The organism is Delftia tsuruhatensis, assembly GCF_903815225.1.
GTDB lineage: Bacteria > Pseudomonadota > Gammaproteobacteria > Burkholderiales > Burkholderiaceae_C > Comamonas > Comamonas tsuruhatensis_A.
In genome coordinates this window covers 5,980,715-5,995,632 of the sequence record NZ_LR813084.1, presented here as the reverse complement: position 1 = coordinate 5,995,632, position 14,918 = coordinate 5,980,715, and the positions used below count along the sequence as shown (strand labels likewise).

The window sequence follows — 14,918 nt, the reverse complement described above, 5'->3', positions numbered from 1 at the left end:
CGCGCAGCGGCCGGGCGCCTCAGACGGCCGTGCCGCGAAAGCGCAGCGCGGCCTGGCGCGAGACCTCGGCCAGCAACTGCTCCTCGCGCTGGCGCTCGCGCAGCCAGCGCGCATCGTTGCTGCCGGCGGCCACGTCGCTGCGCAGCAGGTGCAGGGCGGGTGCCGCGCCATGGCGGGCCGCATAGTCGGCGACGGCATCCATGGTCTTGAGAATGTGGTCGGCCAGCGGCATGTGCTCGCCTGAGGCCGGGTCCACATACACAGCCTCCAGGCCGAAGCGGCAGGCCTGGAAGCGGTTGTAGGTGTAGACCAGATAGTCGTCTTCGACGGGGGTGAACGGCTGGGTGTCCAGGAACCAGGCCGCCAGCGCCTGCACATAGCCGGACAGGGCAGCCGCCCGCTCTATGGTCAGCGGGGTGTCGAACACCCGGATCTCGATGGTGCCGAACTCGGGCTTGGGGCGGATGTCCCAGTAGAAGTCCTTCATGCTCTTGACCACGCCCGTGCGTGTCATCTTCTCGAAGTACTGCCCGAATTCGTTCCAGTGCAGCACGCAGGGCGCACGGCCCGACAGAGGGAATGCGAACACGGAGTTCAGCCGCGCCGAGTCGAAGGCCGTGTCCTGGCCCTGCACATAGGGGCTGGAAGCCGACAGCGCGATGAAGTGCGGGATGTAGCGCGACATGCGGTGCAGCATCAGCAGTGCCGCGTCGGCGTCGGGACAGCCGATGTGCACGTGCTGGCCGAAGATGGTGAACTGCTTGGACAGGTAGCCGTACAGCTGGGACAGCTCCTGGAAGCGCGGCTTGTCGTAGATGCGCCGCTCATGCCATTGCTGGAATGGATGGGTGCCACCGCCGACCACGGCGATGTTGAGCTTGTCGGCGCTGCGCACCAGGGCATCGCGGATCTGGCTGAGCTGGCCCAGCACCTCGGAGGCCGAGTGGCAGACGCTGGTCGAGATCTCGATCATGCTGTTCGTCATCTCGGGCACCACGCTGCCGGGCAGCGGATTCTTGAGCATGAGGCGCAGCATGTCCTCGGCATAGGGGGGCCAGATCGTAGTCGTGGGTGTTGACCAGCTGCAGCTCCAGCTCCACGCCCAGGGTCAGCGGTTCGGACGAGTTGAAGGCTTCAAGACTCACGTTCATCTCCTGCGGTATTCGATCGGCTCAGCGGCTTCCAGGGACGGGAGCTTTCGCCCGAGCGGTAGATGGCCACGGTGGCCAGGGCGGCACCCAGCACCTCCATCACCAGGATGGTGGGCAGGGCCACGCCCGCGATCTGCGCGCCCAGCTCGGGCGCCGCGGCCACGAACTGCGAGGCGATCAGCAGCGCCACCGAGGACATGGGCGCCATGGCGCAACCTACCCAGAAGGCCTGGCGCCAGTTGGCGCCCGTGCCCACGTTGCCCACGGCCACGCCCAGGGTCTTGGCGATCAGGCGTGCCAGGATCACGGCCCCCACCACGCCGGCCACGGGTGCACTCCAGTCGGCCTGCGCGGCCACGGTGGAGACCAGCACGAACATCAGCATGGTCAGCAGCGAGGCCGCCGTGCCCAGCTGGCGCGGCCATGCCCAGGGGCGTGGATTGAACTGCTTGAGCAGGATGCCGCCCAGCAGCGCCGCCAGCGGCGCGGAGCCGCCCAGGTACGAGGTCACCGGCACGCTGGCCGAAATCAGCGTGAGGATGAGGATGGAGGTGTTCTCGCTGGCCGGGCTCATGAAGCGCAGCGCCAGGCGCATCAGCAGCGCCAGCACCAGGGCCACGGCCACCGAGACGCCCAGTACCACGAGCACGGGCGTGATGGAGGCCAGCAGGCCGGCCGTGGGCCGTGTCAGCATGCCGGCCTTGGCACTGCCCAGGGCCAGTGCATACAGCGTGGACAGCGTGGCCAGCACCAGGCCGCGGTCGGTGACGGCGCCGGCGGCGCGCATGTCGGCCACCACGCGCGTCAGCACCAGGGGCGAGGCCGCCATGGCCACCAGGGCCAGCGGTCCCGCGACCTCGGCGGGCACCCCAGCCAGCCCAGCACCAGCGACACCAGCAAGTAGGTCAGTGCGGACTCCGCGACGCTTTGTACCAGCACCATGGGGTTGTGCCGGAACCAGCGCAGCGCGTGATGCGGCCGCCGCATTCGAACAGGATGATGGCCACGCCCAGCTCCAGCAGGAACAGCCCCGTGCCCTGCAACGGCCAGGCCGTGTTGGCGCCGAAGCCGATCAATCCGGCAATCCCGCCGACCAGCGAATATCCGACCACCTTGGGCAAGGCGGCATGGCGCTGGCAGGCATAGCCGACCATGGTGGCCACGGCCAGCAGCAGGGACCACTGCACCGTGGCAAGTCCCGCGGACGGCCTCAGCCAGGGCTCCCAGAAGCTCAGCATGTCATTCATACGCATGTCCTTCAACGCGAGCCGGCGGCTCGCAAGCGAAGCTCCGCAAGGCATTCCCTGCGGCACGGGCGAGGCCGCGTCCCGCGTGCGGGCACGCGCGGACACTTCGATGGCGATCCACTGGCGCGCCTGCCGGGCCTGGGGCCGGGCGGGCGTGCCAGCACGTGGGTTCCGCGTGTGTCCCGAGATCCCGCAGGCTCAGGGGCGGAAGAAACTCAACGGCGCTGTGCGCAGGCGGCGGCGGATGGCCGAATAGATGCGCGAGCGGTCGACTCCGCTCACATTGTGTGCCCTCAGCGCGACGCGGAATGCCAGATAAAAGCTGACAGTGACGTTCAGCGCGCCATTGACCGGCAGTAGGGCAACCGCCCACCAGAAGACGTTGGAGTGCAGGACCTCCCAGCCCAGGGCCGCGCTGGCCGCGCCGATCTGGCCTGCCGACAGCGTGACGTGCCTTACCTCCAGGCCCAGGCCGAAGAAGGCCGCGAAGGCCGGCACCAGGCCCAGCATCATGCCCAGCGAGACATTGGCGGCGAAGCCCGAGATGTTCTTGCGCCAGAAATGCGCCCAGCGGTCGGCGCGTCGGGCTCCCAGCCAGCGCGTGATGCCGGGGTTGTAGCGGATCACCGAGTCCAGGCGGCGCAGCACGAACCAGTTCTCGGCCCAGCCCGCGATCAGGCTGCTGGCGAACAGCAGCACGCCCGTGAAGGCGGCGAACAGCGGCGACGGACCCAGCAGGCTCAGCGAGTCGAGCACGGCGATCGAATGCGGGGCATCGATGGGCGTATGGCCGAACAGTTGGGCATAGCCCAGCGACAGCAGCAGCACCATGGGGCATACCACCAGCACGTTGCCCAGCACCGCCGCCACCTGGGAGCGCACCAGATGGGCCACCTCGTCCACGAACTCCTCGATGGCCTCGCTGGCGCGCAGGTCCTTGAGCTTGGCGGCCATGGCCGGTGCCGTCATGGCGGGCTGCTTGGTCGCCACCGTGAAGTGCAGCAGCTGGATCAGCACGAAGCTGATCGAGTAGTTGATGCCCGCAGCCAGGCCACCCCAGAACGCCGACAGCCCCAGCGCATACAGCGCGAACTTCATCAATGTGGTGAAGGCCATCACGAAGCCGCCGCCAGCGGCCTTGGTGACCATGGACAGGTATTCCTTGCCGGTGCGCGTGATGTAGTGTTCGCCGGTCTCGGCGCTGCGCTCGGCGACCTTGGCGGCCAGCAGCGAGGTGTTGGTGGACAGCAGCGCGCGCAGGCTGCGCCGCTCTATGCCCACCGAGACCAGGTTGGCCAGCAGGTCCGCGGTCTCGGTGGCGCGGTTGTCGGCGAGCAGGCAGTCGAGCAGCCGCCGCACGCGCAGGATGCGCGCACGCAACTGGCGCAGGCGGAACACCAGACCCACCGAGATGCCTTCGGACTCGAAATGCGCGTAGACCGAGGTCACGGCAGCGCGGCAGGCGTCCAGCCGCTCGCGCAGCCGGGCCTCGGCCGCGTCGCGCCGGTCGTTCGTGCGCAGCGCATGCATCACCTCCACGCGCAGGCTTTCCGTATCGTGGATCAGCGCATGGAAAGGCTGGTCGTCACGGGCCTGCTCGTCCATGCGCAGGCGCAGCTCGGGCGAGAAGCCCGTGGACAGGATCTGGCCCGTGCAATAGGTGATGGCGCCCAGCAGGCTGTTCTGCCAGAAGCTGCTGCCCTGGCCCTCGCTGCCGTCAGTCAGCAGCACGGCGATGCGTTCCAGCAGCGGCGCCTCCAGCGCATGCAGCCAGCGTGCGTCGAATTCGTCCGGCATGGCCAGCATGAACAGCTCGGAGGCGTCCACTGTCTCGGGCGTGCTGGGCAGCAGCTTGTAGCGCGCGCGCTCGGACAGCTCGCTGAACATGTTGGTGCGCGGCGCGAAGCCGAAATCGGCCAGCAATGCGGTGATGTCCACCGTGTCGATGAAGCGCAGCCACCAGGAATGCAGGCGCTGGCGCACCGCAGGATCGGCCTCCACGGCCTCCACCAGCAGCTGCACGCGTTGCACGGCGCCATCCACCGACGGCTTGGGTGCACGCACCCATTCGAGCAGGTGGATCAGCCACAGGTGGCGGTGGGCGAGGTCGGCCTCGGGGTCAAGTGCGGCCAGCAGGCCGGGCAGGTCTTGGGTGATTCGCTTCATGGATGGGTGGGGCGGCAGGGCGCAAGGCTAGCGTGCCGCACGGCGGCGGCGCTCAGTGCAGCACGCGGCTGTCAGGGTCCGGAAAGCTGTCGCCATCGGCGCCCGATTTCAGCTGGAACCGCGGAATGCTGCATTCGAAGACCTCGCCTTCGTGGCTGATGCACAGGTAGCTGCCCTGCATGCTGCCATTGGGCGTGCGCAGCTGGCAGCCGCTGGTGTACTCGAAGGACTCGCCGGGTTGCAGCAGCGGCTGGCGGCCGATCACGCCCAGGCCCTTGACTTCCTCGACATGGCCCAGCTCGTTGGTGATGATCCAGTGGCGCGCGATCAATTGCCCCGGCACATCGCCGGTATTGGTCACCGTGATCGTGTAGGAAAAGGCGTACACGCCCGCGGCTGGAGCGGATTGCTCTGGCAAGAAGGCCGGGCGGACCTGGACCTGGAACTCGTTCATGGGCATGGGCGCGATATTAACTGCCCGCATCCGTGTGATCCGCAAACGCCCCCACGCTTTGCCGCCCATGGTTTTGGGTGCCTCCATGCACCGGCATGGGCTAGCTGCGACAATTGCGGGCCATGAGCCCCACCTACCGCATCGCCCCTCCATCCTGTCCGCCGACTTCGCCCGCCTGGGCGATGAGGTCCGGAACGTGATCGCCTCCGGCGCCGACTGGATCCATTTCGACGTGATGGACAACCACTACGTGCCCAACCTCACGTTCGGTCCCATGATCTGCGAGGCCCTGAAGCCCCATGCGAAGACGCCGGACGGCCAGCCCGTTCCCGTCGACGTGCACCTGATGGTCTCCCCGTGGACGAGCTGGCCACGGCTTTCGCCAAGGCCGGGGCCGACTACATCAGCTTCCACCCCGACGCCTCCACCCACGTGCACCGCAGCATCCAGAACATCCGTGCGCAGGGCGCCAGGCCCGGGCTGGTGTTCAATCCCGCCGCATCGCTGGAGGTGCTGGACTGGGTGATCGACGACATCGACCTCATCTTGCTGATGAGCGTCAATCCCGGCTTCGGCGGCCAGAGTTTCATCGACAGCACGCTGCGCAAGATCGAGCAGGCACGCAAGCGCATCGAGGCCAGCGGCCGCGACATTCGCCTCGAAGTGGATGGTGGCATCAAGGAAACCAACATCCGCCGTGTGGCCGATGCCGGTGCCGACACCTTCGTCGCTGGCAGCGCCATCTTCGGCAAGCCTGACTACAAGGCCGTGATCGGCGCCATGCGCGGCGCCCTGGCCGCCTGAGCGCCGGCACCATGAACGGACAAAGGCCCGCACTGCGGGCCTTTGCTTGTTTCAGCAACGCGAAAACCGGCGCGGGCGCGGTCAGCCGCCTTGCTCGAATTCGCTGGGGCTGATGAAGATCGAGCGGCCCTGCGCGTCGAAGCCCGCAGGCGCAAAACGTGACACGGGCACATTGTTGTGCTGGATGGAACTTGCCTTCCAGGCGAATACCTTGCCCTGGCTGCTGAAATTGACGGTTTCACCGCATGTGATGTTGATGGGCTCCTTGCGGGAAAGGTCGATGGTCCGGTAATTTCCTGCCGGCGCGGGCGAGCCGTAATAGGACTTGCCGGTGGGGAATTGATCGGCATGGGCTGCAAAGCCGGTCATGAGGATGGCTGCGGCGCCCACGGAAAAAAAAATTTCTTCATGGTGGTCTCCTGATTCAATGGTTGGCAATCCCATATGAAAATGCCATGGATCTTTTCTGATCCATGGCAGCCACTCTACCCATCCGATATGCCGTATTTACGGGCAATTGACTGACAATTTCGTCATGTTTCTCGGGCAGGTCTGAGGGCCCTGGCTTAGAAGGCGTGGCGAATGCCGAATTCGGTGCCCGTGGAGCTGCCGCCGGCGGCCAGTCCCGGTGTGCCGCCTGCCAGGCTGAAGTTCGCGCCGCCCTTGTTGGTGATGCGGGCAACCGTTCCATACAGCGCCGTGCGGCGGGACAGGTTGTGCACGTAGCCGATCGCATAGCGGTTGGCGTCGCTGCCGTTGAAGGCGGCGGGGCCCTTGCGCGAGTCGGTGCGCACATAGGAGGCGCGGATGTAGTTGTTGCCGACGGGAACGGTCAGACCGATCTGCCAGCGGTCCTCGGCGCCCAGCGTGCTGGAGCCGTAGGTGCCGTATGGAAGATCTTCACGCTGGAAATAGCCCATCAGCTTGGCAACACCGAAATCGTAGGAAGCGCCCACACCATACTGCTTGAGCTTCACGCCCCCTGCGGCGATGTCCGTGCGGCCGATGTTCATGGCCAGGCTGATCGGGCCGTTGTCATAGCTCACGCGGCCTGCAACGTGGCGTCCAACGCTGCTCTTGGGATTCTCGTCCAGCGCATACATCACCTCTGCCTGCAGGCCATTCCACTTGGGAGTGAAGTACTGGATGGCGTTGTCGCTGCGGTAGTAGTTCGTCATGGCGCCGGGCAGGCGGCTGATGCGGTTGGAATTGGCCAGGCCGATCACGTTGAACGGGTCGAACTTGACGGGATTCTGCGCGGCGGGCGTGAAGTCGCGGCCGAGGCGGATTTCGCCGAAGCCGCCCATCAGGCTGACCGTGGAGCGGCGCTGGAAGAACTTGCCGCTTGCATGGGTCGCGCCTGTGTCGGCGTAGACATCCGACTCCAGCCAGAATCCCGCCTTGAGCCCGCCGCCCAGATCCTCGATGCCCCTGAAGCCCAGGCGGCCGGAGGACAGGCCCCGTTGTCCATGGTGATGTTGCTGGGCAGGTCGCTGTTGTTCACATAGCGGATATTGGTGTCGAGAATGCCAAATAGGGTGACGCTGGATTGGGCGCTGGCGCCGATGGAAATGATCGGCAGGGTGGCCGCGGCCAGTATGTGGTGGATTTTCATGCTCAGTCCTTGGCTGGGAAATGGATTCATTGGATGAGATGCCATCTGTGGACATCGCATCGAATACTAGAATTCGCACAGTCCATGGACCGGGTTTGATAAATAACAGGGTAGGGCTGGCAAGCCAATGTGATTGTTTCCCGGTGTTATTCGTGCCCTTGCGACAACATCGTCCCTCCGTTGTCGGAGAATCTCTTTTTTTATTGCACTAATCTTTCTTGAAAATGTCTGAAACGTCATCTTTCAGACGGTTCATTGATACGGCGTGGTGGATAGTATTTGCGCTATTTCATTCAAATAAAAAAGCGGGCCTGATCGTCATCGGGGTTAACGCCGTGAATGAACAGGTTCGAAGATCCAGCAGGAGGAGAGGGACATGCGGCGCGAAGATGTCAGGCTGCGGATGCTCGCCAAGCAGGGGATGCCGAAGCCAGGTTGCAACTGGGTGAGGCCTATCTGACCGGCACGGCGGGAATTCCCAGAAACGTACCCACGGGAGTCGGCTATCTGAAGGCCGCCATGTCCCAGGCCAGGCGGCAGGCGTCGGTCTGCATCGCCATGCATCTGAGCCTGCCCGAACTGCTCGAGCATGGCCTGCTGGAGCCTCTGGAAATCGCTGCCCAGCACGAGGACGCGGGGCGCCTGAAGCTGGCCGCATTGCAGCTTGCACGGGGCGACTTGCGGCAAGGGCGGGAATGGCTGGGGCGCTGCAGCAGCCCGCTGGCCCGTGAGCTGGCCTGCGGTTGCGACGGGGAGGCTCCCAGCAGCCTGCTGCAGGCCTTGCTGGCCCTGCGCGTGGTCATGCCGGCGGACATCTGCGGGGTGGTTGCGCATGAGGCGCGTGCCGCCATGGAGGCCGGCCAGTCGCTGAAAGCGGTGCTCATGCTGGAGACCCTGGCGGATCTGCAACATACCGTTCCCGGCATGGCCCTGCACCAGCTGATCGTCGATGTCGTGCGCGAGGCGGAATCGCATGGCCATGGCCTGGGACGGCTGCAGGTCGGCAGGATAGAGGCCGCGCTGGAGCACTGTGCCGGCGGCGGCGACCTCCATGCCTGCCATGTGCTGGGGCGTGCGCTGGCGGGGTTGCCCTGCGCGCATCTGGCGCCGGAGCGGCTCGTGGGCTCGCAGAACCTGCGCAAGGCCGCGGCCCTGCTGCTGAGGGCCGCGGACGGTGGCATCGCCATCGCATGGCTGCACCTGTTCCGCATCTGTTCCGACTATCGCAGCTCGGTCGCGAATCCCACGCTGGCGCGCTTTTGCCTTGAAAAGGCCGCCCGTTACGGACTGGCGGAGGCCGAGCGCCGGCTCGGGGCGCTGGTGCTCAGGGATGCGACCCAGATCGAGGCCATGGAGCAGGGCGTCGGGTTGCTGCACGCGGCGGCGGGCAAGGGCGATACGCTGGCCAATCTGCTGCTGGGCTCGCTGATATTGCCGGTAGCCGGCAGCGACGAGGAGGCCTGGGCCGCCATTGACGAGGTGCAGCATGCGGCGCCACTGCTGGCGATGCGCCTGCGGCTGGCGCGCGCCTTCGGCCTCACCAAGCTCGAGGCGCTGTCCGTGAATCCTTCCGCGGCGATGCGCCCCTGGGGCATGGTGGTGGGGCGCAATCCCTTCGTGGCCAAGGCGCGCCTGTGCGAGCCGCGCGCCGTGCCGGCCGTGTCGGAGCATGCACGCGAGTGCCTGGAGATGGCGGCCTCCATGTTCTCGGTGGAGCGCCAGGAGTCCGTGGTCCTGGAGGGCTCCCTGCGTGTGCGGGCCCTGCAGATGCGTCGCCTGTTCCAGCGCCTGCAGCTGCAGGAGGGCGTGTTCTTCGCGTCCGCCTCTTCCCATGAGCGCGAGGCCATGCGCGTCGGGACCAAATGGGCCAAAAGGCAGCGCAGCATCCTGCAGCAGGTCCTGGGCTGATTGCATCTGCAGGCTGCGCCGAGGAGCGAACATGAGGGTCCTGATCGTGGATGACCATGCCCCATCGGCCGAGTACCTGCGCCAGGGCCTGTCGCGCAGCGGGTTCAACGTGGATGTGGCCTGCAACGGCCGGGATGCACTCGGCCTGGTCCTGCGCCAGGAATACTGCCTGGTGGTGCTGGAGTTCGAGATTGCCGGGATGGGTGGTCGCGCCCTGCTGGCCAGCCTGCGCGAGCAGGTCGGCACGCCCGTGATGGTCGTCACCCGCAGCCACAGCCTGGAGGACCAGGTGTTCTGCCTGAAGAACGGGGCCGACGACTATCTGGTCAAGCCCGTGAGGCTGCCCGAGTTCCTGGCCCGGGCGGGCCTGCGCATGCGCAGCACAAGGCCGCCAGGTGCAGGCGGCCCCAGGCTGACCCTCGGGGATCTGGTGCTGGACCTGTCGAGGACGCGCGCCGAGCGCGCCGGCCTGCGGCTGGATCTGACGCGGCAGGAGTTCATGCTGCTGATGGTGATGCTGCAGCGCCAGGGCGACGTGGTGCCACGCGCCGACCTGGTCGAGCAGATATGGCAGGTGCCCTTCGACAAGCCCACCAATGTGGTCGACGTGGCGGTCCGCAGACTCAGGAGCAAGCTGGACGACCCCTTCTCCACCAAGCTGCTGCACACGGTGCGCGGCCTCGGCTACGTGCTGGAGCTGCGCTGAATCCCGCCCGCTCTTGTCCTCGTGTGCCCATCCCAGCCGGGGGGTATGCGTGCCGCCAGTGCCTGCCGGCGGATGCCGTAGCGCTCGTGCGGAGTGGGCAGGGCGCCGTAAGCGGCATGTGCGGACCGAACGCCTATCCGGGCGCTGCAGCGGTGTCCCATTCAAGCGCTGTTTCCCTGGTCGGACGGTATGGGGCCTGGCGGTACCGGCTCAGCGCAGGATGCTGGCCGGCACATAGGACACCAGCGCCAGCACGGCCAGCGCCACCAGGTAGAAGGGAATCAGTTCGCGCACCGTCTGGCCCACCTTGACCCGGGCCAGCGAGCTGGTGATGAACAGCGTGGTGCCCACGGGCGGCGTGTACAGGCCCAGGGCGAGGTTGACGACCATCATGATTCCGAGCTGGGTCATGTCCATGCCGATGCTCCGGGCCAGCGGCACGAAGACCGGCGTGAGCAGCAGCACGGCGGCCGGCAGGTCGATGAACATGCCGACGAAGAGCATCAGCAGGTTCATCAGCGCGATCACCATCCAGGCGGAATGCACATGCGACTGCACCCACTGCACGATGCCGCTGGGCATCTGGTCGAAGGTCAGCAGCCAGCCGATGGCCGAGGAGGCCATGATCACCAGCAGCACCACGCCCGTGGCCAGGCCCGCGTGGATGACGGCATCGTTGAGCCGGCGCCAGCCCAGGTCGCGGTAGACCAGCACCGATACCAGTCCCGCGTACAACGTGGACAGCACGGCCACTTCGGTGGGCGTGGCGATGCCCAAGCGCAGCAAGACGATGATCAGCACCGGCAGCAGCAGCGCGGGGCCGGCATGCAGCAGGTGGCGCCGGAACGCATGCCATTCGAAGGGCGTGGTGTCGCGCGGGAAGCCGCGCCGCCGGCCCACCCACCAGCACACGCCCATGAAGCCCGCGCACATCGCCAGCCCTGGCAGGATGCCCGCCACGAACAGCGCCGCGATGGACGCATTGGCGCTGAGCGCGAACAGGATCATGGGAATGGACGGCGGGATCAGGATGTCGATGGTGGCCGCCGCCGCCAGCGTCGCGGCCGAGAACGCGGGCGGATAGCCCAGGCGCCGGTGCCAGGGGATCATCAGCGAGCCGATGGCCGAGGCATCGGCCACAGCCGAGCCCGAGACGCCGCCGAACAGCGTGGACGACATCACCCCCACCTGGGCCGGCCCGCCGTGAAAGCGCCCGATCAGCGCCGAAAGCACGCCCACCAGCGCCTCCCCAGCCGCCCGCCCATCATCAGCGAGCCCGTGAGCATGAAGAACGGAATGGCGATCAGCGGAAAGCTCTGGACCTGGGCCACCATCTGCTGCACCAGCAGGTCCAGCGGTACGCGGTCCGAGGTGGCGGCCGCCGCCATGGCGCCCATGAGCAGCGCATGGGCGATGGGCATGGCGATCACGGCGCCGGCCATGAAGACGAGGAGCATGACGAAAGACATTGCGATCTCCCTGTCTCACCAGTGCGGGCTGGGCACGGGGCTGCCCGTTCCGGCCTGCTGTGCGGCGTTGCACGGCGCCGTGGCCCCCCAGGCGCGCCAGGCCGACTGCAGCGCCAGCAGGCTCAGCATGGCCATGCCCGCCATCACGCAGGCGTAGGTGACCGAGCCGGGAATGCCCAGGATCTGGCTGCGCTCGTCATGCACGATCTCCAGCATGCCCAGCGTGGACCAGGCCAGCGTGGCATACAGGCCCGCCACGGCCAGCCAGCCCAGCACGGCGGCCGCGCGGCGGGCGCGCGCCGGCAGCTTCTCGACCAGGAAGGTGGTGGTGATGTGGGCGCCATGGGCGGCGGCCAGCACCACGCCCGACATGACCAGCCAGGGAAACAGCAGTTCGGGCACTTCGTTGGCCCATTGCAGGCTGGCGCCTGCGGCATAGCGCAATGCGGTGTTGCACACCAGGATCAGGAAGATCACCAGCGTGCTGGCCCACAGTACGGCGCGGCACAGGCCGGTGACCAGGCGTTCGACGATGTTCATGAAGGACTCCCGTGGTGCGTCACTGCCCGCCCGCGGCCTTGACGACCTTGGCGAGGTAGGCGCCGGAGGGGCCGGCCAGCCATTTGTCCTGCACCTTGGCCGTCGCCTGGGCGAAGGCCCTGGCGTCGATGGCGTGGACTTCCACGCCCTTGGCCTTGATGTCCTGCAGCAGCCGGTCTTCGGCGTCGCGTGACAGCTGGCGCTGGTAGGCCGTGGCCTGCCGGGCGGCCTCGGTGAGTACCTGGCGGTCGGCCGGCTGCAGCCGCTCCCAGCTGCGCCTGGCCATGATCAGGGGCGTCATCTGGAACATGTGGCCGGTCAGCGTCAGGTGCTTTTGCACCTCGTAGAGCTTGCTGGCGTGGAAGTTGGCCAACGGGTTCTCCTGGCCATCGACCACGCCCTGCTGAAGGGCCACGTACAGCTCGGCGAACTTGATCTGCTGGGCCTCGGCGCCCAGGGCCTGCATGATGTCCACCAGCACCGCATCGGGCGGCGTGCGCATCTTCAGGCCCTTGAGGTCCTCCACGCTGCGGATCGGCCGTCGGCTGTTGCTCATGTGGCGTATGCCGTTGTCCCAGTAGCCCAGCACCACCATGCCCTTGGCGGCCGAGCGGTCGGCCAGCTCGCGGCCCAGCGGGCCGTCCAGCAACTGGAAGGCCTGGGCCGGGGTGGCGAACAGGAAGGGCATGCCGTAGGCCGCATATTCGGGAACGGCGGCCGCCACCGCGCCCTGGGAGTTGGCCGACAGGTCCAGCGCTCCCGTGCGCAACGCCGTGACCATGGCCGCGTCGTCGCCCAGCTGTGCCGAGGGGGCGACCTGCACCTCGATACGGCCCGCGCTGCCGGCCTTGACCAGTTCGGCGAACCTCAGCGCGGCCAGATGGCGCGGGTTGTCGGGCGCGGCGCCGTGGCCCAGCGTCAGCTTGACGGCCTGGGCAGCGGCCAGGGCCGGCAGCAGCAGGGCGCAGGCAGCCAGGGCCGCGCGATGAAAGGTCTTGCGTTGCATGGTCTTGTCTCCTTGTGTTGTGCGGCCATGCACGCCATGGCCAGGCGGGCGGTGCCGGACTCAGTGGATGAGCATCCCGCCGTTGACATCGAGCGTGATGCCCGTGCAGTAGGCGGCCAGGTCGCTGGCCAGGAACACACAGGCGCCGGCCACGTCGTCGGCCCGGCCCAGGCGCGCCAGCGGAATGGTCTGCGCGATGTCGTGCTTGCGCGCGGCGTCGAGCTTGCCCTGCGTGATATCGGTCTCGATCAGGCCCGGCGTCACGCAGTTGATGCGGATGCCCTCGGCGCCGAACTCGCGCGCCATGGCGCGCGCCAGGCCCAGCACGCCGGCCTTGGCGGCCGAGTAGTGCGGCCCGCCGAAGATGCCGCCGCCGCGCTGCGCCGACACCGAGGAAATGCAGACGATGGCGCCCGCGCGCTGCGCGCGCATGGCCGGCAGCGCCGCCTGCGACATGTACAGCGTGCCGCGCAGGCTCACGTCCAGGATGCGGTCGTAGTCGGCGCCGCTGATCTCCAGCGTCTTGACAGGCTGGGTGATGCCCGCGTTGTTGACCAGCGCATCGATGCGGCCGAAGGCGCGCAGCACAGCCGCCGCAGCGGCCTCGCACGCGGCCTTGTCCGTCACGTCCGCCACCAGCCCCAGGTGCCCCTCGCCCAGGCGCGCCGCCGCAGCGGCCGGATCGGCGCGTTCCAGGTCGAGTATGGCCACGCGCGCGCCCTGCGACGCCATCTGGCGCGCAGTGGCAAAGCCGAGTCCGTTGGGGCCTGCGCCGCCGGTGATGATGGCGACCTTGTCCTTGAGCAGCATGTCCTTGTCTCCGTACCGTTGGGTGTGCTGGCATCTTGGGGGGGCGCGAGCATGAAGACAAACGATGTTTCATCAGCCTAAGATGACGGATCATCAGCCCATGTACGGGGTCACCCGGAGTCATGCCATGGCATCCATCCCGCCCAGTGCCAACCTGCTGGCGTTCGAGGCCGTGGCGCGTCGGCGCAGCTTCGCGCTGGCCGCCGCCGAACTGCACCTGACCGCCTCGGCCGTCAGCCACCAGGTGGCCAGGCTGGAGGCGCAGCTGGGTGTGCGCCTGTTCGAGCGCAGCGCGCACGGCGTGCGCCTGAGCCGCCCGGGACAGGCGTACCTGGAGCGTGTGTCGGGCGCGCTGTCGGCCATCGTCTCGGCCACCGAGGACCTGCGCCACAGCGTGGGCAACAGCCTGTACGTGCACAGCGCACCCAGCATCGCCAGCCTGTGGCTCATGCCCCGCCTGCGCGCCTTTGCCAGGGCCTGCCCGGACATCTCGCTGAACCTGTCCGCTGCCCATTCGCACAGCGACTTCGCGCTGGGCCAGGCCGACGTCGATATCCGCTACGGCATACCCCAATGGCCCGAGCTGGAGGTGCAGCCGCTGTTCGAGGAGCGTATCGTGCCGCTGGCCAGCCCCTCATTCGTGCGGGAGCACGGCCTGCGGCGCATCGAGCAGCTGCTGGAGGTGCCGCTGATCCAGAGCAACGTCAGCATCGTCCAGTGGTCGGACTGGTTCGGCGCCTTCAGCACGCTGCGCGCGCCCGAGCGCTACGCCGTGCGCTTCGACCGGGCGCAGATGTCGCTGGACGCGGCCACCCAGGGCCTGGGCGTGGCCCTGGAAAGCGCCATGAACGCGGGCGGCCACATCGCCGACGGCAAGCTGGTCGCGCCCTTCGGCATGGACAAGGCCGTCCGCGTCAAGGCGCACTTCGCCGTCTACCCGCCGCGCAACGCCGCCAAGCCTGCCGTGGCGGCCTTTCTGGCCTGGCTGCACGGCGAGGCGGCGCGCACCCGGCAGCAGCCTCGCCGCCAGCGCAGGGACTGA

The 14,918-nt window shown here is 67.5% G+C and carries 11 protein-coding genes and 4 pseudogenes; 4 read left to right on the top strand and 11 right to left on the bottom strand.

Going from position 1 to position 14,918, the window contains the following annotated elements; genetic code table 11:
* Positions 1 to 19: 19 nt before the first annotated feature.
* From L1Z78_RS27320 to apaG, 4 genes and pseudogenes are all read right to left on the bottom strand, one after another.
* Positions 20 to 1,145: pseudogene (locus tag L1Z78_RS27320) on the bottom strand (YbdK family carboxylate-amine ligase).
* Positions 1,135 to 2,398 (bottom strand): annotated as a pseudogene (locus L1Z78_RS27315) (cation:proton antiporter). The pseudogenes L1Z78_RS27320 and L1Z78_RS27315 overlap by 11 nt, the downstream one beginning before the upstream one ends.
* Positions 2,399 to 2,596: 198 nt before the next feature.
* Positions 2,597 to 4,564 (bottom strand): site-specific recombinase, encoded by a 1,968-nt coding sequence (locus tag L1Z78_RS27310; RefSeq protein ID WP_234639452.1) that lies wholly within the window; start codon positions 4,562 to 4,564, stop codon positions 2,597 to 2,599.
* Positions 4,565 to 4,616: 52 nt separating this feature from the next.
* Positions 4,617 to 5,024 (bottom strand): Co2+/Mg2+ efflux protein ApaG, encoded by a 408-nt coding sequence (gene apaG / locus L1Z78_RS27305; protein ID WP_234642279.1) that lies wholly within the window; start codon positions 5,022 to 5,024, stop codon positions 4,617 to 4,619.
* A 116-nt stretch (positions 5,025 to 5,140) separates the two neighbouring features.
* Between apaG and rpe the strand changes: the two are divergent.
* Positions 5,141 to 5,822, top strand: a pseudogene (gene rpe, locus L1Z78_RS27300) (ribulose-phosphate 3-epimerase).
* Between the two features lie 81 nt (positions 5,823 to 5,903).
* Here the strand turns inward: rpe and L1Z78_RS27295 are convergent.
* The 3 genes from L1Z78_RS27295 to L1Z78_RS27285 all read right to left on the bottom strand — a co-directional run bounded on the left by L1Z78_RS27295 (position 5,904) and on the right by L1Z78_RS27285 (position 7,437).
* Positions 5,904 to 6,266, bottom strand: coding sequence for a CzcE family metal-binding protein (locus L1Z78_RS27295; RefSeq protein WP_234639451.1), 363 nt, complete (start codon positions 6,264 to 6,266; stop codon positions 5,904 to 5,906).
* Positions 6,267 to 6,388: 122 nt separating this feature from the next.
* Entirely contained in the window at positions 6,389 to 7,240 is an 852-nt protein-coding gene (locus L1Z78_RS27290; protein ID WP_234642278.1) for a porin, read from the bottom strand.
* Positions 7,129 to 7,437 carry a porin gene (locus tag L1Z78_RS27285; RefSeq protein ID WP_234642309.1) on the bottom strand — a complete coding sequence of 103 codons (309 nt, stop codon included), beginning with the start codon at positions 7,435 to 7,437 and terminating at the stop codon, positions 7,129 to 7,131. The genes L1Z78_RS27290 and L1Z78_RS27285 overlap by 112 nt, the downstream gene beginning before the upstream one ends.
* Positions 7,438 to 7,956: 519 nt before the next feature.
* Between L1Z78_RS27285 and L1Z78_RS27280 the strand changes: the two genes are divergently transcribed.
* Together L1Z78_RS27280 and L1Z78_RS27275 are read left to right on the top strand one after the other, a co-directional pair.
* The gene (locus tag L1Z78_RS27280; protein ID WP_234639450.1) at positions 7,957 to 9,345 is read left to right on the top strand and encodes a hypothetical protein; all 1,389 of its coding nucleotides are present in this window, start codon (positions 7,957 to 7,959) and stop codon (positions 9,343 to 9,345) included.
* A gap of 31 nt (positions 9,346 to 9,376) precedes the next feature.
* Complete coding sequence (locus tag L1Z78_RS27275; RefSeq protein WP_234639449.1) at positions 9,377 to 10,051, top strand: winged helix-turn-helix domain-containing protein; 675 nt, start codon at positions 9,377 to 9,379, stop codon at positions 10,049 to 10,051.
* 210 nt (positions 10,052 to 10,261) lie between these two features.
* Here L1Z78_RS27275 and L1Z78_RS27270 read toward each other — a convergent pair.
* The 4 genes and pseudogenes from L1Z78_RS27270 to L1Z78_RS27255 all read right to left on the bottom strand — a co-directional run bounded on the left by L1Z78_RS27270 (position 10,262) and on the right by L1Z78_RS27255 (position 13,876).
* Positions 10,262 to 11,520: pseudogene (locus tag L1Z78_RS27270) on the bottom strand (TRAP transporter large permease).
* A gap of 15 nt (positions 11,521 to 11,535) precedes the next feature.
* Positions 11,536 to 12,060 carry a TRAP transporter small permease gene (locus L1Z78_RS27265; protein ID WP_234639448.1) on the bottom strand — a complete coding sequence of 175 codons (525 nt, stop codon included), beginning with the start codon at positions 12,058 to 12,060 and terminating at the stop codon, positions 11,536 to 11,538.
* 19 nt (positions 12,061 to 12,079) lie between these two features.
* Positions 12,080 to 13,066 carry a TRAP transporter substrate-binding protein gene (locus L1Z78_RS27260; RefSeq protein WP_234639447.1) on the bottom strand — a complete coding sequence of 329 codons (987 nt, stop codon included), beginning with the start codon at positions 13,064 to 13,066 and terminating at the stop codon, positions 12,080 to 12,082.
* Positions 13,067 to 13,126: 60 nt separating this feature from the next.
* A complete protein-coding gene (locus L1Z78_RS27255) occupies positions 13,127 to 13,876 on the bottom strand; it encodes an SDR family NAD(P)-dependent oxidoreductase (protein ID WP_234639446.1) in 750 nt (249 codons plus the stop codon).
* Between the two features lie 127 nt (positions 13,877 to 14,003).
* Between L1Z78_RS27255 and L1Z78_RS27250 the strand changes: the two genes are divergently transcribed.
* On the top strand, positions 14,004 to 14,918 hold the full coding sequence (locus tag L1Z78_RS27250; protein ID WP_234639445.1) for a LysR substrate-binding domain-containing protein: 915 nt from the start codon (positions 14,004 to 14,006) through the stop codon (positions 14,916 to 14,918).